Source organism: Pseudoalteromonas sp. S1612, assembly GCF_005887175.1.
Taxonomy (GTDB): Bacteria; Pseudomonadota; Gammaproteobacteria; order Enterobacterales; family Alteromonadaceae; genus Pseudoalteromonas; species Pseudoalteromonas undina.
On record NZ_PNDH01000015.1, the window covers coordinates 48,731 to 71,491 of the forward strand.

Genomic DNA, 22,761 nt, shown 5'->3' on the forward strand with positions numbered 1-22,761 from the left:
GACTTTAATGGCATTACCACAACAGGCAAAACCTTTGAATGAGCTGGTACACGACGCACGTGCGCCGCTAAACCGTATTTCGATGAATGCTGAGCTAATTAAGCTAGTACTTGAAAACGATATGCCAAAAGATAAAGCACTCGCCGCATTGGATAAAATAATTGCTAATTGCCAAGCGTGCAGTGACAGTTTGCAGCTTATTTCAGAGTCGAAGTAACCCTAATTAATTCAGGATGATAAATGATTAAACGCAAACAGCAAGGCAAAGCAAATGTAGTATGGGCGTTATTTATTTCCATAGTGCTGTGTATTATTGTGGGTAATGCTTTTTTAGCCATTAACACTATTCAAGGGTTATCGCGTACTCAGCAAAGTTTAGATAACACTAATATGTTAAGCACGGCGATAGAGCAATTGCATCTTTCGGTAGTGCAAGCAGAGTCGGGACAGCGAGGGTATTTATTAACCCAAACTGATGATTATTTAGTGCCTTATTACGATGCTGTTGCGCAAATAAAATCCCAAACCAGTCATGTGAATGCCTTGCATTCTGAAATTGATGGGCAGGCACAGCGTATTGCACAGTTGTTACTACTGGTTGAAGCTAAAATAGCTGAGCTGAAAAAAACGGTTGAATTAGCATTAAACGATAAGGAAAAGCGCGCACTTTTGAGGCTCAATACACATGAAGGGCGTGATCTTTACAGAGAGATTCGGGCGTTGGTTAATGATATTCAAGAGCGTGAATTGTTGTTTAAAGTTAGTCACTTTTCGAAATTAGAACAAATTAAGAAAGAAGCTAAAATCACTTTTGGTATTACTGCAGTTACCAGCGCATTATTGATTTTGGGTATGTTTTTATTGGCGAGGTTGAATTTAAAAAATGCGGCCGAGTATCGTGCCGAGCTTGAAATGCAAAATGAAACTTTAGCCAGTAAAGTGACTGAACGTACTCAAGAGCTTACTTTGTATTCTGATGAATTAAGTCGTAGTAACCGAGAGTTAGAGGAGTTTGCTTTTGTTGCCAGCCATGACTTGCAAGAGCCGCTAAGGAAAATTCAAGCATTTAGTGACCGGCTTGAAAGCATGTTTAAAGACGAATTAGGTGAAAAAGGCGCAGATTATATTGCCCGCATGAAAAATGCCGCACAAAGGATGTCTAATTTAATTAATGATTTATTAGAGTTCTCTCGAGTAACAACCCGAGGTAAAGATTTTACCGATACCGATTTAAACAGCATTCTGAATGATATAAAAGGTGATTTAGAAATAGCGATTAATGAGTGTAATGCACAGGTTGTTACGGTTGATATGCCCATTATTCAGGCAGATCCGAGTCAAATGCATCAGCTGTTTTTAAACTTAATTTCCAATGCAGTGAAGTTCAGAGCGCCTAACGTTGACCCGGTTGTTAATGTTGACTTTGAACGAGTGTGTGAGTTTAGTGAAGATCATAACAGTGAAATATGTTGGCATGTCATTACCGTAAAAGATAATGGTATCGGCTTCTCTGATGAGTACGCGGATAAAATATTTGTACCATTTCAACGTTTGCATGGCCGTTCAGAATATAAAGGAACGGGTATTGGTTTATCTGTATGTCGTCGAATTGTAGAACGACACGGCGGCTCTATTGCTGCGATAAGCACCCTAGGTGAGGGGGCAACTTTCATCATTAAATTACCTGTGGATGCAGAGTTATTCACATTACAAGGAGAGGCATAATATGCCATTAACAAACGTAAAACCGATTACCATTTTGATGGCAGACGATGATGAAGATGATCGTTTATTAACCCAAGATGCGCTTGCTGAAAGTCGCGTTTTAAATGAATTACATTTTGTTGAAGACGGTGTTGAACTCTTGGAGTATTTAGAGCGCAAAGGCAAGTTTGTAGATAAAAGCATCTCGCCAAGACCAGGCTTAATTTTACTTGATTTAAACATGCCGAGAATGGATGGTCGTGAAGCGCTTGAAGCTATTAAGGCAAATCCAAACCTAAAAGGCATTCCAGTGGTAATTTTAACCACATCTAAGCAAGAAGAAGACATGGTTAAAGGTTATAACCTAGGCGCTGCGTCTTACATAACTAAGCCGGTTACGTTTGACGGGTTAGTTGAGTTGATGAAAACGCTGGGTAAATACTGGGTTGAGTTTGTAGAGCTACCAAGCACGTTTAACGATTAAGCATATTATTAAAACAGGAGACGCTATGTTAGCAAAGGCAACGAAACTGCTATTGGTTGAAGACGATGAAGATGATTATATTTTAACTCGTGACTATTTAGAGCAGCTCAGTTCCCATGTGTTTGACATAGACTGGATAAGCTCTCCTGAGCAGGCGGTGGAAGTGTTGAGTAAAAATCAACATGATATTTGCTTGCTTGATTATCGCTTAGGGGCATCTGATGGCTTAAGTGTTTTAAAACAAGCGCTTAAAAATGGTTTTTGTGGGCCTATTATTATGCTTACAGGGCAGTCAAACGATGCCCTCGATTCAGCTGCGCTTGATGCCGGAGCTGTTGATTACTTAGTTAAAAACGAAATGAGTGGTAGCCGGTTTGCTCGCTCTATTCGCTACGCATTAGCGCGCCGTGATGTAGAAGATGAGCGAGTGGAACGCTTAAAAGCCGAGGCTGAAAACCGTTCAAAAGATCGCTTTTTAGCACATTTAAGCCACGAATTGCGAACACCGCTATCTTCTATTTTAGGTTATACCGAGTTGTTGATGCTCAGTGACTTTAACAAGCAGGCTGAGAACGAGCTCGGTGTGATTTATCGTAATGGTAAGCATTTATTAAGCTTACTGAATGATGTTTTAGATTTATCTAAAATTGCTGTCGATAAACTCGAACTGAGTTTAGGGGAGGTTAACCTTGATAGCTTAATGGCCGACGTATTTACATTAATGCGCGTATCGGCACTCGATAAAGGCTTATCACTAAAGTTTGAATCACTGGAGCCTTTACCACTAGTCATTCGTGTAGATGCCACTCGAGTTCGACAAATTCTTATTAATCTGATCAATAACGCGATTAAATTTACTGAGCAAGGCGAGATTGTGGTTAACGCGTGGACTGAAGTAGTCAATGAGCGTGAAATGCTATTTTTTAGTATTAAAGACTCAGGCTTAGGTATTGCTCCAGAAAAACAAGCTCTCATCTTTAAGCCTTTTGAGCAAATAGCTGATGTAGAGTCGCGTTCAGTAGGTGGTGCAGGCTTAGGTTTAGCTATTTGTTCTGAACTACTTAGTCGTATGCATGGGGATATTTCATTAGACTCTCACGTAGGTAAAGGCTCAACCTTTACCATTTCTTTATATCCTGGTGATATCAGGCAGGTAGAGCGCAATTTATTAAAACTTGATTTAACCCCCAATATGCAGCAAAAAGTAGCACCCTGCCAAGTGAGCGGTAAGGTGTTGGTGGTTGATGATTTACGCGATTTACGTGTGTTAGTTGGTCACTTAATCGGTTCAGCAGGCGCTGCGGTCGATTATGCTGATAATGGGAAGCAAGCGCTTGAAAAAGTAAAAAAACAGCTAGCAGACGGGCACGCAACCTACGATATTATATTTTTAGATATCCACATGCCAGTAATGGGCGGAAAAGAAGCTGCTATTGAGCTTAGAAAGCTAGGGTTTAAAGGTTCAATCATAGCCTTAACTGCTGCGACTATGAAAGGCATTCATAGCGAACTCAATGCGTTAGGGTTTGACGATATGATTGCCAAACCTGTCGATTCCAACTTGCTTTATCAATGCTTAGAGTTAAGGCTCGGGCAAAAAGAACAGCCTACTTCATCTATTCAGCCAATGCCTAAACCGAGTAGAGATAAGAAGTGCTTTTTATTAGTAGAAGATGATGCTGATGCCGCACAAATTACCCAGCTATTACTAGAAAGCTTGGATGTAGATACCGATATAGCAACAAGTGTTAAAGACTGTAAGGCAGTACTAGAGCATAATAGTAATTACGATAAAGTATTACTTGATATGCATTTGCCAGATGGAACCGGTTTAGAGCTGGCTGGGTTTATTAAACAGCATTACCCTAATATTAAGCGCGTTATTATTAGTGGTATGGAGCCCGATGCCGTGCATATCAGGCAACTAGAAATAGAGCAGGTATTGTTAAAACCAATAAATTTAGCATTACTCAATCAGCTTGTTTAACACCCTATTAGCTTACCTAGATGTTAAAGGTTTAACCACAGATTGGCGTATAACTAACTCGGGCTCAAATAACGTTTGAATAGGGTGTACGCTTTTTTGATACACATGACTAAGTACCCACTGCGCTGCCACTTTACCCATCTCATCGATAGGATAGTTTATAGTGCTCAACGGAGGGTAAACGTGACGGGTAAAAAACACGTTATCGTAGCCAATAATTGAAAGCTGCGAAGGTAGTTGTATACCATGCTCTCTGGCACTCACCATGGCACCAGTGGCCATTTCGTCATTGGCACATACCAAGGCGGTAAAGGCGGGGTTGTTTTTATACAGTGTAGCGAAGCCTTCGTAGCCACTTTCTTCTACAAAGTCACCTTCAAATAAATTATTTTCATCAAATTTAATGGCGAATTCATCAAGCGCTTGTTTATGTCCATTTAAGCGTTCTTGGGCATCTTTTTTCCATAATGGGCCGCTAATATACGCAATGTCTTTATGGCCCGATTCAATAATGTATTTAGTGGCTAAATAGCCACCTTTAGTATTATCAAGAATAATACAGCGGTCGGCGAGCTCTTCAATATAGCGGTTTAGCAAAACAAACGGGGTTTTGCCTTTACTGAGTTTTATTAAGTATTCATCACTAATAGCTTCAACATGCAAAATAAGTGCGTCGCAGTTACGGCTAATTAAAAATTCGATGCCTTGTTGCTCTCGCTCTGCGTCACTGTGGCCTGCGGTAATAATAACGTGTTTACCTTGGTTTCTTAGGGTGTTCTCTATACCGCTCATCATCGGCCCATAAAATGGACCCTTAAGCTCTGAAACTAACAAGCCCGCACTATTCGAGCAATTAGAAGCCAGTGATTGCGCAATAGAGTTAGGGCGGTAGCCCAGCTCTTCCATGGCTAAGGTGACTTTTTTTCTGGTTGCATCACTTACGTTTGCATTGTTGTTCATTACTCTTGAAACAGTGGCAAGTGACACCCCTGCAAGCTTTGACACTTCATAAATGGTGGCCATACTATTCCTTGCTACAAATTGCTTTTCTGTGTTAAATCGGCAGTGATTTTTTTAATGGTTCTATTGTCTAGGCTGTATTTACTCATTATTAATGCCACAAGTACACTACCAATCGCAGGGTAAAGTGTGAATGAGGTTAAAATACCATTTTTAGTTGCCTCGCTTAATTCCACATTGGCTTGATATTGATAATAAGCAAGTAACCAACCGGCAATCGCTCCGCCTAATGCAAGCCCCAATTTGATAAAAAATACGATGCTTGCGTAAACTAAACCCGTGAGTCGAAGGCCATTTTGCCAGACTCCGTAATCAATAGTATCAGCCATTTTTGCCCATAATAAAGGCGTTGCCATTTGAGTGAAAAAACACCATAAAAAATACACTAAAAACGCTAGTAAAACGTGTTCATTAGGAACAAAAAAGGCAATGCAGCTCAATATGGCGGAAATATATTGCAGATAAACATAAGCCGCTTTCTTATCAAGGCGTTTACTTAAAGGTTGTGCGCAAGCGCAGCCTAAAATATTACCAATCATACCTAAGGTTACAAATTCGGTGATTAAATCTTCTTTGCCAAGAACATATTTTACATAGTAAATAGCCAACGTTGTGCGCAATACCATACTGGTTAATAATACCAGCGCTGCCATACACAAGATTTTAAACGGCTGATTTTGCCATAAAACGTGAAGTTGTGTTTTTAAAGATAATTTATGCGGTGGATTGCTCACTCGCTCTTTGGTGTAACGAAAACAAATTAAAAATAACACCACACCTAGGCAACTCATAACCAGCATGGTGAGTTGATAGCCCATTTCGTTATTACCATTGCCAAACCATTTTACTAAAGGCAAGGTGCAGCTTGTAACCAGTAAACCACCTAACATGCCAAATACAAACCGGTATGATTGAATGGAGACACGTTCGTTGGGATTGCCACTTAATACGCCGCCAAGTGCCGAATAAGGAATATTAATTGCGGTGTAAACTAACATTAGCAGGGTGTAGGTAACGAAGGCGTAAATAATTTTGTTGGCGTCATCCATCTCAGGGGTAGTAAAAGTAATCACGCTTATAACGGCAAAAGGGATGGCAAGCCAAAGTAGGTAGGGTCGGTAGCTACCGTATTTAGTATGAGTGGCATCAGTGAGTGCGCCCATTATTGGATCAGTTACTGCATCAATAACTCTAACTACTAAAAAAAGGGTGCCCACAACAGCAGGCGAAATACCAAAAATATCAGTGTAGAAAAAAGTTAAAAACAGCATTACGGTTTGAAAAATAATATTACTGGCCGTGTCACCTAGGCCGTAAGCTATTTTTTCTTTTTTACTCAGCATAAAAGCCACTCGTTATTATTTTTGGCGCTGTTTAAGAAAATCACGATACGCAATTGCGCTTTGTTTTAAGGTACGTTGTTGAGTTTGGTAGTCAACATAGACTAGCCCAAAGCGTTTTTCATAACCATAGGCCCATTCAAAATTATCCATTAAACTCCATGCAAAGTAGCCTTGTACATTAACGCCTTGCTCAACTGCATTATGAACGGCATTAAGATGGGTATGGTAATAATTGATACGTTGTATGTCATCTACTTTACCATTTATTAATATATCAGCCATCGCTGCACCGTTCTCTGTTATATATACCTTAGGTAAAGTGTAACGATCATTTAGTGAAAGCAGTAATTCGCACAATCCCTGCGGGTATATTTCCCAGCCCATATCGGTGGTGGCAACATTCTCTAAAGAAACTTCGCTAAACCAATGATCTGGGGTATTTTTGTAATGAATACGAGTATAGTAATTAACCCCTAAAAAATCGATCTTTTGGCTAATAATTGCCATATCTCCATCACTAATCTGGGGCTTTGCATCATTTGCAAGCTCATTAATCACTTCAGGGTAACAGCCCTCTAGTACTGCCCGTATATACCATTGGTTATGATAGTCATCAGCTAATTTAGCAGCGCGTTGATCAGCAGTGGTAAGCGGATAGGATGGGCTAAAGTTAAGTACTATACCGGCTTCTATCGTGGGGCAATTCTTACGTATCACTTGCATTGCGAGTCCATGGGCAAGCAGTAAGTGGTGCGCTGCTTGGCGTCCTGCTTTTTGACTTTTTATGCCTGGTGCATGTACCCCTATTTCATAGCCTAGGTAGGCACTACAAAAAGGCTCATTTAAGGTCGCATAAGAGTCAACTAAGCCCTCTAGTTGTTGAGTTACTATGTGAGTGTAATGAGCAAATTGATACGCGGTATCGCGATTTAGCCAACCACCGTTGTCTTCTAAATGCTGTGGTAAATCCCAATGATATAAAGTGACATAAGTTTTAATGTTACGCGCTTTTAAAGCTTGTAATAGCGATTTATAAAACGACATTCCTTGAATATTCAAGCTGCCATCTTGGTGTAAAACGCGTGGCCAAGAAATCGAAAGACGATAAGCGTCTACAGCTAAATCAGCAATCATTTGTACATCTTGTTGCCAATATTCTATGTGTTTACATGCTTGGTTGCCGTTACTGTTATCTGCAATAGTGTTTGGTTTGTTACAAAAAGTATCCCAAATACAGGGGAGGCGGGTATCGTAACTTCCCTCTATTTGAAAAGAGGCTGTAGCAACCCCAAAAATAAACGGCGGCTTTAAGAGGGCTGACGTGCCTGGTAAGGAGATTGTTTTAAACACAATGAGATACGTCCTTAAGCTTGCAAATAATAATGAGCTTTACAGTAGTTAGCTAAGCAATATAAATTGCATAATACAACAATGTAAGCGCTTACAATATTTTTGTAAATAAATTGATAAATTTTCTCTATATGCTATAAATGTAAGCGCTTACATTTGGTGTTGCAACTATTATCTGCATTTTAAGTTTTACTAAACGCAATAAAATAGAGGTAACAATCTGATAATTAAAAAATAATTAGAGATTATACTATGGCACATATCACACAGCCACTATCGGCAGCAGAAAACAGCCAAAAACCAGGGTCTACACACACCTTTGCGTTAACATCGCTTACGACCTTGTTTTTTATGTGGGGTTTTCTTACTTGCCTAAACGATATTTTAATTCCGTATTTAAAGGGAATGTTCTCCCTCAATTACACCCAAGCAATGTTGGTACAATTTTGTTTTTTTGGTGCCTACTTTGTTATGTCAATTCCTGCAGGGAAGCTGGTCAGTAAAATAGGTTACCAATTTGGTATTGTTGTTGGTTTGGTTGTTGCTGCGATAGGGTGTGCACTATTTTACCCCGCTGCAGAGGCACATGTTTACGAACTATTTTTACTTGCTTTGTTTGTACTTGCTTCAGGGATCACCATTTTACAAGTCTCTGCCAACCCTTATGTAAGCGTATTAGGGCCTGCAAAAACAGCGTCTTCGCGTTTAACTATGACTCAAGCTTTTAACTCTTTAGGTACAACTGTTGCGCCATTGTTTGGTAGTTGGTTAATTTTGTCAGAAATTAGTCAAGCTACAGCAGAACAAGTTAAGTTTCCTTATTTAATGCTCAGTGCAAGTTTATTAACATTGGCGATTATTTTTGCTTTTTTAAAGCTACCTAAACTAGGTAAAGCGATTGACAGTGAAGCAGAAAACCAAGGTGACACTGAGTTTGTTGATTTAGGCAGTGTATGGAAATATCGTCACCTTATTTTAGGCGCGATTGGTATTTTTGTTTACGTAGGGGCTGAAGTGGCCATAGGTAGTTTTTTAGTTGGCTTTTTAACCCTTGATCATATTGCAGGCTTACCAGAGCAACAAGCAGCACATTACATTAGCTATTATTTTGCAGGTGCAATGATAGGGCGATTTGCTGGTGCTGCGATTATGCAAAAATTAAACGCAGCCAAAGTATTAGCTTGTCATGGTATTTTAGCAGGCTTACTTGTGTTAATTGCTATGACGGGTCAGGGGTCACTGGCTATGTGGGCTATTTTATTAGTTGGATTATGTAACTCAATTATGTTTCCTACTATTTTTAGTTTAGCACTGCAGGGGCTTGGTAAATACACCTCACAGGGGTCGGGTATCTTATGTTTAGCGATTGTTGGCGGTGCTATTATTCCGTTATTACAAGGTATGCTGGCTGATAACATAGGTGTGCAATTAGCTCTTATTCTGCCCATTGGCTGCTATTTATATATTACTTATTTCGCGCTGTTTGGTGCAAAAAAAACAACGTCAACTCCTCTTTGAGTTTTAGGTGAATGCTATGATTATTAAACGCACTTTTTCAATCACTGCGCTGATGCTAGCAGCAATAACCAGCAGCGGTTGTTCGCAACCCTCTAACAGTGCTAGTGATGTTACAAGCCAAAAAGAAATTTGGCCAACAATAGAAACCGGTATTAAAAGCGATGCTCAAATGGAGCAAAAAATCGCTGATATGCTAAAGAATATGACGCTAGAGCAAAAAATAGCGCAAATGATCCAACCTGAAATTCGTAATATCACGGTTGAAGATATGCGTAAGTATGGTTTTGGTTCTTACTTAAATGGCGGTGGTTCTTTTCCAAATAACAATAAACATGCAACCCCTGAAGATTGGGTTGATTTAGCCGAAGAAATGTACCAAGCATCTATTGATGATTCTTTAGATGGCAGCACAATCCCTACAATGTGGGGCACTGATGCGGTACATGGACACAACAATGTTATTGGCGCGACCTTATTTCCGCATAATATTGGTTTAGGTGCTGCAAACAACCCTGCACTTATTGAAAAAATAGCCGCCGCTACTGCGCGAGAAGTAATGGTTACCGGTATAGATTGGGTATTTGCACCTACTGTTGCGGTGGTTCGTGATGACCGCTGGGGCCGTACTTACGAAGGGTACTCTGAGGACCCTGAAATAGTGAAAGCGTATTCCGCTTCTATCGTTAAAGGGTTGCAAGGCGCTGTTGATGAAGACTTTTTGTCAGACACGCGAGTAGTTAGCACCGTTAAGCACTTTTTAGGTGATGGTGGCACTGTCAATGGCGACGATCAAGGTAATAATATCGCCTCTGAAGAAGAGTTATTTGCGCTTCATGCACAAGGTTATGTAGGTGGTTTGAGTGCAGGTGCGCAAACGGTTATGGCTTCGTTTAACAGCTGGCATGGCGATAAAATACACGGTAACAAATACTTATTAACCGATGTATTAAAAGAAAAAATGGGTTTTGATGGCTTTGTTGTTGGCGATTGGAATGGCCATGGACAAGTTAAAGGCTGTTCAAATAGTAACTGTGCTCAAGCTGCTAATGCAGGCTTAGACGTGTACATGGCGCCAGATGAGTGGAAACCACTATTTAGCAACTTGCTTAACCAAGCTAATAGCGGTGAAATTCCACTAAGCAGAATTAACGATGCGGTAACGCGTATCCTACGCGTTAAAGTGCGCGCAGGATTATTTGATAAACCAAGCCCCGCGAAGCGTCCTCTTTCTGGAAAAACTGAAATTATTGGTAGTAGCGATCACCGTGCAGTGGCTAAACAAGCTGTACGCGAGTCTCTAGTATTACTTAAAAATAAGCAGCAGTTACTGCCATTATCGCCTAAGACCAACGTATTAGTCGTAGGCATAGGGGCTGATAACATCGGCATGCAGTCGGGTGGTTGGAGCGTTACGTGGCAAGGAACAGGCAATACCAACAGTGACTTCCCTGGCGGCAGCTCTATTTACGCAGGTATTAAAGATACTGTAGAGCAAGCTGGAGGCAGTGCAATGCTGAGTGTTGAAGGGGAATACAAAGCACGCCCAGATGTAGCCATTGTGGTGTTTGGTGAGCAACCATATGCAGAGGGTAATGGTGATGTTGATAACCTAGAATACCAGCGCGGTAATAAAAGCGACTTAGCGCTACTGAGAAAGTTTAAAGATGCAGGAATCCCTGTTGTATCATTATTTATTAGCGGTCGCCCAATGTGGGTTAATGCTGAGCTAAATGCCAGTGATGCGTTTGTTGCTATTTGGCTTCCAGGCAGTGAAGGTGATGCAATTAGTGATGTATTGTTTAAAAATGCAGACGGTTCAATTAACCACGACTTTAAAGGAAAGTTATCGTTTTCATGGCCGAATAACCCAATCGACAATGAAAACCGCAACGACGAAGCTTATAGCCCATTACTTCCTTATGGTTTTGGCTTAACCTACGGTGATAGCAACGTACTTAAAGATGACTTGGTAGAGCAAACTCAACAGACTGAACAATTGGACGACTTAGTGTTGTTTGAACGTGCTATAAAAGCACCATGGTCGTTGGTATTAAAAAGTGGCGAGCAACAAAAAACGGTGGCGAGCAGTCGCGAGTCATTAGGTGCGGTGAGCATCCAAACATTTGATAAAGAGGTGCAAGAAGATGCACGCGCTATTCGTTTTAATGGCCAAGCGATGGCTGGGGTTAATTTAGCCGCGGCATTCCCATCTGACTTACGCTCATACGTTGAAAACAATGGCCAATTGCAAATGCAAATTAAAGTAGATAAAGCGGCATCAAGCCCGCTGTGGATTGCTATGGGATGTGGCGAAAGTTGTCAGGGTAAGTTTGATATTACCGATAACCTTGAGCAATCAGGTCAATGGCAAACATTAAACATCAACTTAAGTTGTTTTGCAGAGCAGGGTGTTGATTTAGCACAAGTGTTCATCCCTTGGCAGTTAAGTACGCAAGGTGATTGGCATGTATCTATAGCTAAACTAGCTATAACTGCAAATGCTGCTGAGCAAGGAAGTGTTACTTGTAAGTAGTCAATAATCTATTAATAAGCAGGTACTGAGAGTACCTGCTTATTATTTTAAACACATAGTACAAAAACCTACCAAATTAGTCCCTTCTTACTTTTATTCCATTCTATGTGATTGATTATATTCAGCTCAGTAGTAGTCACAAAAACATGATAAAACTGCATTCGCTTTTGTATTAATAATTTGAGAGTATGCCAAAATATTAAATGCGTTATGTAATTAACAGGTGAGAGAATGAATCAAATAAAGCTAGCTTCGCAGAGCATACAGCCTTCAAAAATAGTCTGTGTGGGGCGCAATTACAGTGCGCATATTGCTGAATTAAACAACGAACACCCTGAGCAAATGGTAATTTTTAATAAGCCTAATAGCGCGATCACTAATACCTTACTCTCTTCCCATAACGGTGATACGTTGCATTATGAAACTGAATTATGCTTTGTGATAAAAAATAAGCAGCTTGCAGGCGTAGGGATTGGACTTGATTTGACTAAGCGAGCTTTGCAAAGCAGTTTAAAAGAAAAGGGCTTGCCGTGGGAGCGTGCTAAAGCATTCGATGGGTCAGTATTATTTAGTGATTTTATTGAGTTAACGCCAGAAATGACATCGTTTATTTTTGAATTACATATTGATGGTAAAACAATTCAGCACGGTGATACCCAGCTAATGTTGCACCAACCTGCGCAAATTTTGGCAGAGGTAAATGAGTTTATGGGTTTGGAAGAGGGCGATATTATTATGACCGGCACGCCTGCTGGCGTAGGAATGGTGAATGCCGGGCGAGAGTTTAAAGTTGCTCTTTATTCTGACTCTGGTCAGCAGTGTTTATTGGAGCATCATTGGTCTGTGAATCAAAGTTAAGCACATATTGATTATAGGCTTTATTAAAGTCCTCAAAGTGTTCATTTAACCAGTATTGTTGATTATTTTTGTATTGCTCTGAGGTTAAAATATTGTTTTTTAGTGCGTGATTAATTTTTTTTATTGCCATAGATGCAAAATTATTTGGGGCATTGGTCGCACAACCAACGGCTATTGGAACTAATTTATTTTTATTTTGGGCAATCGGTAGGTTTACAATATTTGATTGATTGCCTTTATTAAAGTGGCTAGTAATAAATGGGTAATCAAGCGAGTAATCTAAAGAGCCGTGTTTTAAGCGCTCCATTACAACACCACTTTCATTATCACTACTCCAGCTCATAGAAACATTAGAGTGAGTTAATGAGTTTTCAATGATATTGTTAATCTGCACAGAAAAACGACGCGCATCAGCTTGACCGTAAGTGAAGTTTTTATCAGCAAGTAAACCCACTAAGTCTATAGGATTTCCATGCTTGGAGGTTAATTCAGGTGCTTTTTCTGCGGTAGTTATGATGTTATGTGGGGGATAAACCGCTGTAGGTAATGAATATAAAAACTGTTTATTTGCACTGCGTTTGTAAATAGCGCATGGGAAACAAACGTTCCTACCCTCATCGATATATTTATTAATCCGCTTTTGCGGTAAAACTAAGCGGGTATGTTTCACCCCTTTTATGCTATGCATCAGCTGTTGTGTTAAATCATCGCATAAGCCAAGCTGTTTTGTTTCTTTGCTTAAATGAAACGGGGGGGTCTTACTTTGTAACCATAAAATTTCTTCTATTGGCTTTGCTGTTTTACTATGACTGCAAGTAGCAAAAGTTACCAAAATGCCAAGACATAAAAAACGAAGTGATTGCATTACAAATAGATCCGCCTAGAAAATTTGTTGCGTATTATACTAGCAGTGCCTAAAAAATAAACATAAAGAACAGCAAAGCATCAATTTCATTGAAACGTATTTATACTTTGCTGTTTTTGATCACCTGCTAGGCTTAAAACCTCTTGCCGTGATTAAATCGCCCTATATAGAACAAACTTTAACCCCCAAAAATTAATAAGCCCTAGTATGGCATTGGGTTATTTCTGAATATGGTATCAATCACTAGAAGTACATCGTCGCTAAGAGTTAGCTCAAATGCATCAATGTCTTCTTTTAATTGCGCCATAGTAGTGGCACCAATAATAGATGAGGTAACGCCATCCACTTGATTACACCACGCTAGCGCTAATTGTGCTGGTGTCATGTTGTGTTCATGGGCAAGTTCAACATACTCTTTGGTCGCCTTTTGTGATTGTGGCGTATCTCTAAAAATACCGTTACGCTGCATAAATGTCCAACGAGAGCCTTCAGGGCGCGCTCCATTTAGGTATTTACCCGTTAATAGTCCAGCAGCTAAAGGTGACCAAGGTAAATAAGCAATATCTTCATGCACACATTGCTCTATTAAATAAGGCCAATCTTTCGCATGCGCTAAACTAAACTCATTTTGAATAGACACCATTTTTGGTAAATTGTGCTCTTTGGCTAAATTTAAAAATTGGCTAATCCCCCACGGGGTGTCGTCAGAAAGTCCACAGTGTTTAATTTTACCCGCTTTAACACACGCATCTAAACCCTCTAAAATATCAAGCATGTCAGCGGTGTGCTGTTTTGCATCGACCTCAGTAAATTTAAGCATGCCAGGCCATTGCCTTGCAAAATGAGGAGTGCGTCGATTTGGCCAATGTAATTGGTATAAGTCAATATAGTCGGTTTGTAGGCGTTTTAGAGACTGATCAACTGCATCAATAACAGCTTGGCGAGTAATATCACCACCATCACGGATCCATGAAAGCCCATTACCGGCAATTTTAGTTGCAATAACAATGTCTTTTCGTTTCTGTGAATTACGTGCGACCCAATTCCCTATAGTTTCCTCAGTTTTACCATAAGTATCGGGAGAGGGAGGAACTGCGTACATTTCTGCCGTATCAATAAAGTTAACACCACGGTCAAGAGCATAGGCTATTTGCTCATCAGCATCATGCTGGGTATTTTGTACTCCCCAAGTCATACTACCTAAACAGACCCTAGAAACACTAATATCACTACTGCCTAATTGACTATATTGCATTACTAATCCTAATTATTCGTTTTCAGAGTTTGCTTTTAAAGCCGATAACAAAGGTTCTGTGATCGTGGCTTTTTGCCCTGTTTTAAAGTCAAACATCACCACTTTTGACATGCCAGTGGTGGTTATCGCATTTTGCGCATGGCTAAATACACTGTAATTCATTATAAATCTGTCTGACTTAATATCACTAATAGTAATACCTACGCTTAATGTGTCAGGAAACGTCACAGGGCGTTTGTAGCGAATATTATTTTCACTGATCACAGGGCCAGTGGCTTTAGCATTGATAGTATCAAATAAATTTAATTTATTTAAAAAGTCGATTCTGGCTATTTCAAAATAACGAAGATAAACACAGTTATTAACATGCTGTAGGGCATCCATATCGCCCCACGCTACAGTAATGTCGGTATGAATAGGGTGTTGTTGTTTAAACGTTTCCATGTATTTATAGCTCTTGGTTTTAAAGTATTTAGATTAGCAACATGGTCGGATGAGCTCAAGGGAATTATAGTTGGCAAAAATTCTAGGGCTAAAATTGTACCTCTTTGAATTCATGACTATAGTAACTATTAACACACAAGGAGATAACTATGCAGAATATAATTAATTGGTTATTGGCATGCACCGTTTTTATAGCGTCGTTTACTTGTTACGCTATGGGTAATGAGGCAGGAGCAATTATTTTGATTTTATTAGGCTTTTCTTTAGAAATTTTATTTTGGATGTATTGTTTTAATAAGCCCAAGAAAAATAGGCGCTCTTTTTAAATAACAACAAGCTTGCTAATTAGCAGCGATTCCACAATAATGGCTGTATAAATAAACAGTTGTTATTGTGTGATGAAAAAGTTTATTCATATAGATATGGACTGCTTTTATGCAGCCGTTGAAATGCGCGACAACCCCAAGCTTGCAAGTGTACCGCTGGCAATTGGCGGTAACAGTCGCCGTGGAGTGCTCTCTACCGCTAACTATCTTGCTAGAGAGTATGGGGTGCGCTCTGCTATGTCTAACTATCATGCCAAACAGCTTTGCCCCGATTTAGTTATTGTGCCGGGTAGAATGGCTGTTTATAAACAAGTATCAACTCAAATCCGCGCTATATTTAACCGCTATACTGATCTTGTTGAGCCTCTTTCACTTGATGAAGCGTACCTAGACGTTACCGACAGTACTGCATTTAAAGGCAGTGCAACGTTAATTGCTGAGCAGATCTGCACCGATATTTTTAATACCACAGGGCTGACCGCTTCTGCGGGGATTGCGCCAATTAAATTTATAGCCAAAATTGCTAGCGATGAAAATAAACCCAATGGCCAATTTGTAGTATTGCCTGAGCAAGTTGACTCGTTTTTAGCCCAATTACCACTAGGTAAAATTCCAGGAGTGGGTAAGGTAACCTTGGAGAAGCTTAATTTAAAAGGGTTGTACACGGGCCAAGATGTTCGCGAAAAAGGGGCTAATTGGATGCAGCAACATGTGGGGAATTTTGGCGTGTCGTTATATCAAAAATGTATGGGGGAGCATATAGGGCGGGTTTCAACTGAGCGGATTCGTAAGTCATTGAGCGTGGAGCATACATATGAATACAACAAAAATAGTCTTGATGAGTGCTTGGAGCAATTACCGCAACTGTTAGGTGAGCTCGAGGTTAGATTAAACAAACAGCAGCTACAAAATAAAATTAACAAGTTAAGTGTTAAAGTTAAATTTGCTAATTTTGTTGTGACCTCAGCAGATCAAGCGAATCATCAATTAAACACGGCTATTTTTAAAGAGTTACTCGCCAAAGCCTATCAACGCGGATTACAACAACCTGTACGTTTATTAGGAATTGGTGTTGGCATTAAAAATCAACCAGAGCATAATTTACAGCTAAGTATTTTAGACGTGTAAAAGCTGTAACTCTAGGTTGCCAGTAAGTATGCAGATTACCGCAGTTTACTGGTTATAAATTGCTAAATAAATAATAATAGGGGCTACGTTTTCTAACAGGATCCTTTTTTATGGCATATCCAAAAGCAGTGCTGGCTCAGCCAGTTAGTGCAAGCCTAGATTGTGCATCACACGATGCACTAATTATTATCAGCGATGACTTTTCTCACATACCAAATACGCCTCTGCGCGATGCAATTTTAAATCAAGCTCAAGTAGACTCTCGCATAGGTAATCAAGTTACCTTGCTAGTAATTGCCGGTAAACGTGTTGTATTAGCCCCAACAGGCCCTTTAAATAGAGATTATGATGATGTACGTCGCTATTTTGATGCGGCTAAATTAGCCATTAACGAGGCTAAAGCGTCAGGCAGTGTTAACCCCGCTATTTACTTACCTGCTTTAAATACCGACAGCCGTTACCAACACGCGCTGGAAGTGGCCTATTTAGGCGCATGCCAAACATTATGGCAGCCTCTTGAAGCACGCGAATTTCATGGTCATGGTATTGAGCCAATTACTCAAATCGGTTTAATTGATGCCAATGAACAAACGATTAAAGCAGTCAATGCATTAGCAGCTGGACAATATGCTGCACGTGATTTATGTGGTACCGAGCCTGAACGTATGGCACCACCACGCTTTGCTGATTACTGTAGCGAACTATTTAATAATAGCGCAGTGAGCGTTAATGTGATTGATGACTTGGCTGCCATTGATAAACACTATCCGATGCTAAGTACTGTTGCTCGTGCATCTTATGCAGTAGAGCGTCATCATCCACGCGTTGTTAAACTTGAATATGTACCAGAGGGTGAAGTAACGCGCACACTGATGTTTGTTGGTAAAGGCTTAGTTTATGACACAGGCGGTGCAGATTTAAAAGTAGGCGGCTACATGGCAGGTATGAGTCGAGATAAAGGTGGTGCTGCTTCTGTGGCTGGATTTATGAAAGCAGTTGCTGATTACCAGCCTAAAGGCGTTAAAGTGATTGCCTTTTTAGCAGTGGTACGTAACTCAATTGGTTCAGATTGTTTTGTTCCTGATGAAATTATTACTAGCCGTGAAGGTGTGCGAGTGCGCATTGGTAATACTGATGCCGAAGGGCGTCTAGCGATGGGTGATTTACTTAGTGAAATGAAGGATTTGGCTGTAAACGAAATAAATCCAACGCTGTTTACTGTGGCTACTTTAACAGGGCATGCTGCACGTGCGATGGGACCATATGGTGCTTATGTAGAAAATGGGCCAGCACGTAGTGCTAATATTTCACGTCAATTAGCTGATTGTGGTGATTTATGGGCTGACGGTGCAGAAGTATCCCGTTCACGTCGTGAAGATTATGACTTTATAAAACCACGCACTTTAGCCGATGACGTACTTTCTAGTAATAATGCGGCTTCTGCCGTCACAGCGCGCGGTCATCAATTTCCTATGGCATTTTTAGCTGTGGTAGGCGGGTTAGATAAGCATGGTAATGAGTCTACTTTACCACTTCCTTATGTGCATATGGATATTGCCGGTAGTGGTGTTGAAGGTGGTGATTGGCAACATGGTAAACCAACTGCGGCCTCAGTAAGCAGTTTATTTGCCCGCTACTGTTTATAATTCTCTATAAATAAGTCTAAAAAGCCCTGAAGATCAGGGCTTTTTTAATTGAGTTAACTAAGCTTAAAGCGCGATACCACGCTAGATAATTCAACACTGCTTTGTTTGAGTTTGTCGCTGGCAAGGGTTAAATCCTTCGTATTACCTAATGATTGCTCCGTTGATTGCGAGAGATCGTTAATTCTTAAGTTCACTTCATCTGCGGCCGATGTTTGCTGCTCTGTTGCTCTTGCAATTTGGCCGTTCATATCGGTGATCACCGATACTAACCTGTCTATTTCATCCAGTGATGTATTTGCTGAAGAGGCTTGTTCAACCGTAGAAATAGAAATTTCTTGGCTAGATTTTACCGCCTCAACTGCGGCTTTAGCGCCTTCTTGCAGTTTAGCGATCATGGCTTGAATTTCATCAGTGCTTTTACCCGTTCGACTTGCTAAGGTTCTTACTTCATCGGCTACGACGGCAAAGCCTCTACCATGCTCACCTGCCCGTGCAGCCTCAATGGCTGCATTGAGTGCCAACAGGTTAGTTTGCTCTGCAATACTTCTTATTACATCAAGCACCGAGCCAATATTATTACTCTCTTGAGCAAGATCAGCGGTTACTTTGCTTACGGTTTCTATATTACTCGAGAGGGTTTCAATGGCGATAATCGTTTTAGATACCACATTTTTACCCGTTGATGCATTACTAGCAGTATCATTTGCGGCTTGTTCAGCGGCTTCGGCATTACGGCTAACATCATGAATTTGATGAGTCATTTCCTCCATTGCAGCGGCTACTTGGGTGCTACTGTCGTTTTGAAGCTCAATAAACGACTGGCTGGTTTTGCTAGAATCATCTACAGCATGGGCATGCTCGTTTACATCGTTTGCGCTTTTGGCGACTAGTACTAAAGACTCTCTAATTTTAGAGACAAATAAATTAAATGATCTCGAAAGTTGAGATATTTCATCATTACCATTTTCGTTGAGAGTACGAGTTAAATCCCCCTCACCTTGAGAGATATCTTTCATCATCTGCGCTGCTAAACGAGTCGGCGTTAAAATGCTTCGGCCAATAAAGTAGCTAAATAACACCACCACAATAATCATAATAACAACGTTGATAATGATGATAGTGCGCTGCTGCGAAAAGGCACTGTCTATGGTATCAAGATAAACTCCCGAGCCGATTATCCATTGCCACTGATCAAAACCTTTAACAAACGCAATTTTATCTACGGGGTTGTCATTACCGGGCTTTGGCCATTTATAAGGCACATAACCTTCGCCGGATTGTTTTACAACGCTAACCATCTCAACAAATAACGGGGTGCCATCAGGGTCTTTATTATTAGTTAAATCTTTTCCCTCAAGAGCTGGTTTTATTGGGTGCATTACCATGGCTGGCTGGTAATTATTGATCCAAAAATAGTTAGTGTCATCATAGCGCAATGAGCGGATTGAGGCGATTGCTTGAGACTGTGCTTGTTGGCGAGTAAGAGTTTGGTTTTGTTCAAGGGCTGCATAGTGCTTAATAGTACTATATGCAGTTTCTACCACATTTTTAGTTTTAAGGTATTGCTCGTTTTTGAGCGCTTGGTATTGGTTACTCAAGCTCGAAATACTCAATACAATTAAACCAAATATTACAATCCCTACTAAAATGGCTAGACGTTGAAATATAGTAAAACGACGGAGATTTAGCATAAACATGTTCCTGTATAAGAGCATTACTTCTCTTTAATAAGCATAGTTAAAATATAGGCTAATAGAGCTTTATTTTCATAATATTGAATTTTTATATTTAGTTGTTAGCGGTTAATTTAAATACAATACAAGTTGCGCGCTCAGGCTTAGATTTTTAGTTACTCTATGCTTAAATGGATTTAATTATTGTTTGTTGACGTTTCAATATATCTTATTTGCATAAAAAAAGGCTGATACTTGTATCAGCCTTTAGTCGAATAATTAACCTAACGTTAGTTAATTTGTATTAAAATTACGGTTAAAGAAGTTAGTAATAGTTTGATGTAAATGAGTTTGAACTTGTTTACCGCGAAGACTATGTTTTGAGCCTGGGTAAGTCATCATTTCAAACTGTTGATTGTTATCTTGCAGCTGTTTAAACAATTTTGTTGCATGGGTAAACAACACGTTGTCATCGGCCATACCATGGTAAATCATTAATGGGCCTTTAAGGCCTTCAGCATATGGGAAAACAGCACTGTCGGTATAACCTTGCGCATTTGTATCAGGGTGACCTAAATAACGCTCGGTGTAGTGAGTATCGTATAAGGCCCAGTCAGTTACAGGTGCGCCTGAAACACCAGCACTAAAGTAATCGCCTGCTTTAAACATGGTCATTAGCGCCATATAACCACCGTAGCTGTGACCATAAATACCAATGCGTGCAGGGTCTACGTAATCAAGTGTACGTAAAAACTCAACGCCTTTAATCTGATCAGCTACTTCAACAACACCTAAATTTTTATATATTGCATCTTCAAACTTTTTACCACGATTATAAGAGCCGCGGTTATCTAGTTGAAAAATAACATAACCTTGTTGCGCCATATATTGAAAATATAAGTTTTTACTACGCCAACTATTAGTTACTCGCTGAGCATGAGGGCCGCCATACACGTTAACAATAACTGGGTGCTTTTTACCCTTAGTCATGTTTGTAGGTTTAAATAAACGGTAATGCATAACTTGGCCGTCTTCAGCGGTAATAGTACCGTACTCAGGCTGTGCTAAATCGGTTAAAAAGGGAGTTAGTGGGTGAGAGTCGTCTAGTTTATTCTCTTCAAGCCACGTAATAAACTCACCATTGATTTTGCGCAGCGCTGCTGAATTTGGCTTATTCACCGATGAACTAGTGTCAATGAAGGTTTTGTTATCTTTTGCCAGTACAACATTGTGGTATTGGCCTTTTTCAGTTATGCGCTTAATTGCTCCTTTTTTAAATAAAGGCGCACTGTATAAGTGGCTTTCAAGCGCAGTATCTTTACGCGCTGCAAAGTAAACTATACCATTTTTTTCATCTACGCCTTTTAAGCTATCAACAACCCAGTCACCAGCCGTTATTTGACGAATAAGTTGGCCATTATTACCGTACAAATAAAGGTGCTTAAATCCATCTCGCTCCGAGGCCCACACAAAATGTTTTTTATCTTTTAAAAACTCAAGATCAAAATGTAGGTTTATCCAAGTATCGCTTTTTTCAGTTAATGCGACGGTTTGCTGTTTTGTTTTACTGTTGTAAAAGCGTAATTCTAAATTGTGCTGAGAACGATTTTGCCACTGGTAAGACAGGGTGTTGCTATCGTTTAACCATTTAGCACGAGCGATATAAATATCTTTATTTTCACCTAAGTCAATCCAGTCAACCATTTGGTCATTAAGCTTTACAACGCCAAGTTGAATGTCAACATTGTTAGTGCCAGTAAATGGGTAGCGCTGATTAAATAGCTTTACTTCATCAGCATAAATTTCGTTACGAATCGCTTCTTGAACAGGGCTTTCATCAACGCGAGTAAAGGCGATTTTAGATTCATCATTTGCCCACCAATAACCGGTCATGCGGCTCATTTCTTCTTGCGCCACAAATTCGGCCATACCGTTTTTAATAACGCCACCGCCATCTTTACTTAATTGAATTTCTTTACCAGATGCCAGTTCTAATGCGAAGAGGTTTTGCTCACGAACAAACGACACAAAATTACCTTTTGGAGAAAAGCGCGCATCGGTTTCAAATGCTTCAGTGTTAGTCAGCTTTTTACTATTTTTTGTTTTTAAGTCGAAGTAATAAAGGTCGCCATTAAGAGGGAATAATAACGCTTTACCATCTTTTGACCATTTGTATTCAAGAATACCTTTACCAAAAATACGCTGGCGTTCACGGCGTGCTTTTTCTTCATCTGACAGGTTTTCTGGGCCTGAAAATAATTGCGCTGAATCAACGAGCAATCGATTGGTGTTATCTTTTAAATTATATTCCCATAAATCATAGCGGTTATAGTCATCTGCTTTACCTTGTAAGTAGGTAACACGGCTACCATCGGGAGAAAACTTAAGTTGTACCGGAGATTTGCCAGCTAGGCTTGGATCATCAAATATACGCTCAAGCGTTAACGGCTTTGCTTGAACGCTTAATGCGCCCGCCATCAGGGGGATTGCCAGTGAGAGGTGTTTTAGTTTTTTTAACACAGGATTGCCTTTACTTACATAAAATTATCCCCGATGGTAAAGCACAAGCGTGTGCAACTGCAACTAAATGCTATAAAGTGTGAAGTAAAATAACCTAAGGATTTAAC

The 22,761-nt window shown here is 40.0% G+C and carries 17 protein-coding genes; 9 read left to right on the forward strand and 8 right to left on the reverse strand.

Annotation, left to right across the window (positions count from 1 at the left end; genetic code table 11):
* The first annotated feature begins 7 nt into the window (after positions 1-7).
* From CWB78_RS06705 to CWB78_RS06720, 4 genes are read left to right on the forward strand one after another with little or no spacing between them, the layout of a single operon-like run.
* Positions 8-217: a hypothetical protein gene (locus CWB78_RS06705; RefSeq protein WP_054202227.1), complete on the forward strand. Its 210-nt coding sequence runs from the start codon at positions 8-10 to the stop codon at positions 215-217.
* A 23-nt stretch (positions 218-240) separates the two neighbouring features.
* Positions 241-1,725 (forward strand): sensor histidine kinase, encoded by a 1,485-nt coding sequence (locus tag CWB78_RS06710; protein ID WP_010390891.1) that lies wholly within the window; start codon positions 241-243, stop codon positions 1,723-1,725.
* Position 1,726: 1 nt separating this feature from the next.
* A complete protein-coding gene (locus CWB78_RS06715; RefSeq protein WP_010390893.1) occupies positions 1,727-2,188 on the forward strand; it encodes a response regulator in 462 nt (153 codons plus the stop codon).
* A 25-nt stretch (positions 2,189-2,213) separates the two neighbouring features.
* Positions 2,214-4,175 (forward strand): ATP-binding response regulator, encoded by a 1,962-nt coding sequence (locus CWB78_RS06720; protein WP_138594776.1) that lies wholly within the window; start codon positions 2,214-2,216, stop codon positions 4,173-4,175.
* Between the two features lie 12 nt (positions 4,176-4,187).
* Here CWB78_RS06720 and CWB78_RS06725 read toward each other — a convergent pair whose 3' ends face one another.
* From CWB78_RS06725 to CWB78_RS06735, 3 genes are read right to left on the reverse strand one after another with little or no spacing between them, the layout of a single operon-like run.
* Entirely contained in the window at positions 4,188-5,198 is a 1,011-nt protein-coding gene (locus tag CWB78_RS06725; protein ID WP_055012833.1) for a LacI family DNA-binding transcriptional regulator, read from the reverse strand.
* Between the two features lie 11 nt (positions 5,199-5,209).
* Positions 5,210-6,538 (reverse strand): glycoside-pentoside-hexuronide (GPH):cation symporter, encoded by a 1,329-nt coding sequence (locus CWB78_RS06730; RefSeq protein ID WP_109875285.1) that lies wholly within the window; start codon positions 6,536-6,538, stop codon positions 5,210-5,212.
* Positions 6,539-6,553: 15 nt separating this feature from the next.
* Positions 6,554-7,888: a GH1 family beta-glucosidase gene (locus tag CWB78_RS06735; protein WP_138594778.1), complete on the reverse strand. Its 1,335-nt coding sequence runs from the start codon at positions 7,886-7,888 to the stop codon at positions 6,554-6,556.
* 252 nt (positions 7,889-8,140) lie between these two features.
* Between CWB78_RS06735 and CWB78_RS06740 the strand changes: the two genes are divergently transcribed.
* The 3 genes from CWB78_RS06740 to CWB78_RS06750 all read left to right on the forward strand — a co-directional run bounded on the left by CWB78_RS06740 (position 8,141) and on the right by CWB78_RS06750 (position 12,797).
* Positions 8,141-9,406, forward strand: coding sequence for a sugar MFS transporter (locus CWB78_RS06740; protein WP_138594780.1), 1,266 nt, complete (start codon positions 8,141-8,143; stop codon positions 9,404-9,406).
* A gap of 16 nt (positions 9,407-9,422) precedes the next feature.
* The gene (locus CWB78_RS06745; RefSeq protein ID WP_138594782.1) at positions 9,423-11,939 is read left to right on the forward strand and encodes a glycoside hydrolase family 3 protein; all 2,517 of its coding nucleotides are present in this window, start codon (positions 9,423-9,425) and stop codon (positions 11,937-11,939) included.
* Positions 11,940-12,170: 231 nt separating this feature from the next.
* Entirely contained in the window at positions 12,171-12,797 is a 627-nt protein-coding gene (locus CWB78_RS06750) for a fumarylacetoacetate hydrolase family protein (protein WP_138594784.1), read from the forward strand.
* Here CWB78_RS06750 and CWB78_RS06755 read toward each other — a convergent pair.
* From CWB78_RS06755 to CWB78_RS06765, 3 genes are all read right to left on the reverse strand, one after another.
* On the reverse strand, positions 12,724-13,662 hold the full coding sequence (locus CWB78_RS06755; protein ID WP_138594786.1) for an ABC transporter substrate-binding protein: 939 nt from the start codon (positions 13,660-13,662) through the stop codon (positions 12,724-12,726). The genes CWB78_RS06750 and CWB78_RS06755 overlap by 74 nt on opposite strands.
* Positions 13,663-13,864: 202 nt before the next feature.
* Positions 13,865-14,917, reverse strand: a complete 1,053-nt coding sequence (locus tag CWB78_RS06760) for an aldo/keto reductase (RefSeq protein WP_138594788.1) — start codon at positions 14,915-14,917, stop codon at positions 13,865-13,867.
* Positions 14,918-14,929: 12 nt separating this feature from the next.
* Positions 14,930-15,361, reverse strand: a complete 432-nt coding sequence (locus CWB78_RS06765) for an acyl-CoA thioesterase (RefSeq protein WP_054202217.1) — start codon at positions 15,359-15,361, stop codon at positions 14,930-14,932.
* A gap of 398 nt (positions 15,362-15,759) precedes the next feature.
* Between CWB78_RS06765 and dinB the strand changes: the two genes are divergently transcribed.
* The gene (gene dinB / locus CWB78_RS06770; protein WP_138594810.1) at positions 15,760-16,815 is read left to right on the forward strand and encodes a DNA polymerase IV; all 1,056 of its coding nucleotides are present in this window, start codon (positions 15,760-15,762) and stop codon (positions 16,813-16,815) included.
* Between the two features lie 110 nt (positions 16,816-16,925).
* Positions 16,926-18,461 carry a M17 family metallopeptidase gene (locus CWB78_RS06775; protein WP_138594790.1) on the forward strand — a complete coding sequence of 512 codons (1,536 nt, stop codon included), beginning with the start codon at positions 16,926-16,928 and terminating at the stop codon, positions 18,459-18,461.
* Positions 18,462-18,514: 53 nt separating this feature from the next.
* On the opposite strand, the gene CWB78_RS06780 is transcribed toward CWB78_RS06775, so the two are convergent.
* Both CWB78_RS06780 and CWB78_RS06785 read right to left on the reverse strand, forming a co-directional pair.
* Positions 18,515-20,152, reverse strand: coding sequence for a methyl-accepting chemotaxis protein (locus CWB78_RS06780; RefSeq protein WP_138571315.1), 1,638 nt, complete (start codon positions 20,150-20,152; stop codon positions 18,515-18,517).
* 276 nt (positions 20,153-20,428) lie between these two features.
* Entirely contained in the window at positions 20,429-22,654 is a 2,226-nt protein-coding gene (locus tag CWB78_RS06785; protein ID WP_138594792.1) for a S9 family peptidase, read from the reverse strand.
* Positions 22,655-22,761: the final 107 nt, after the last annotated feature.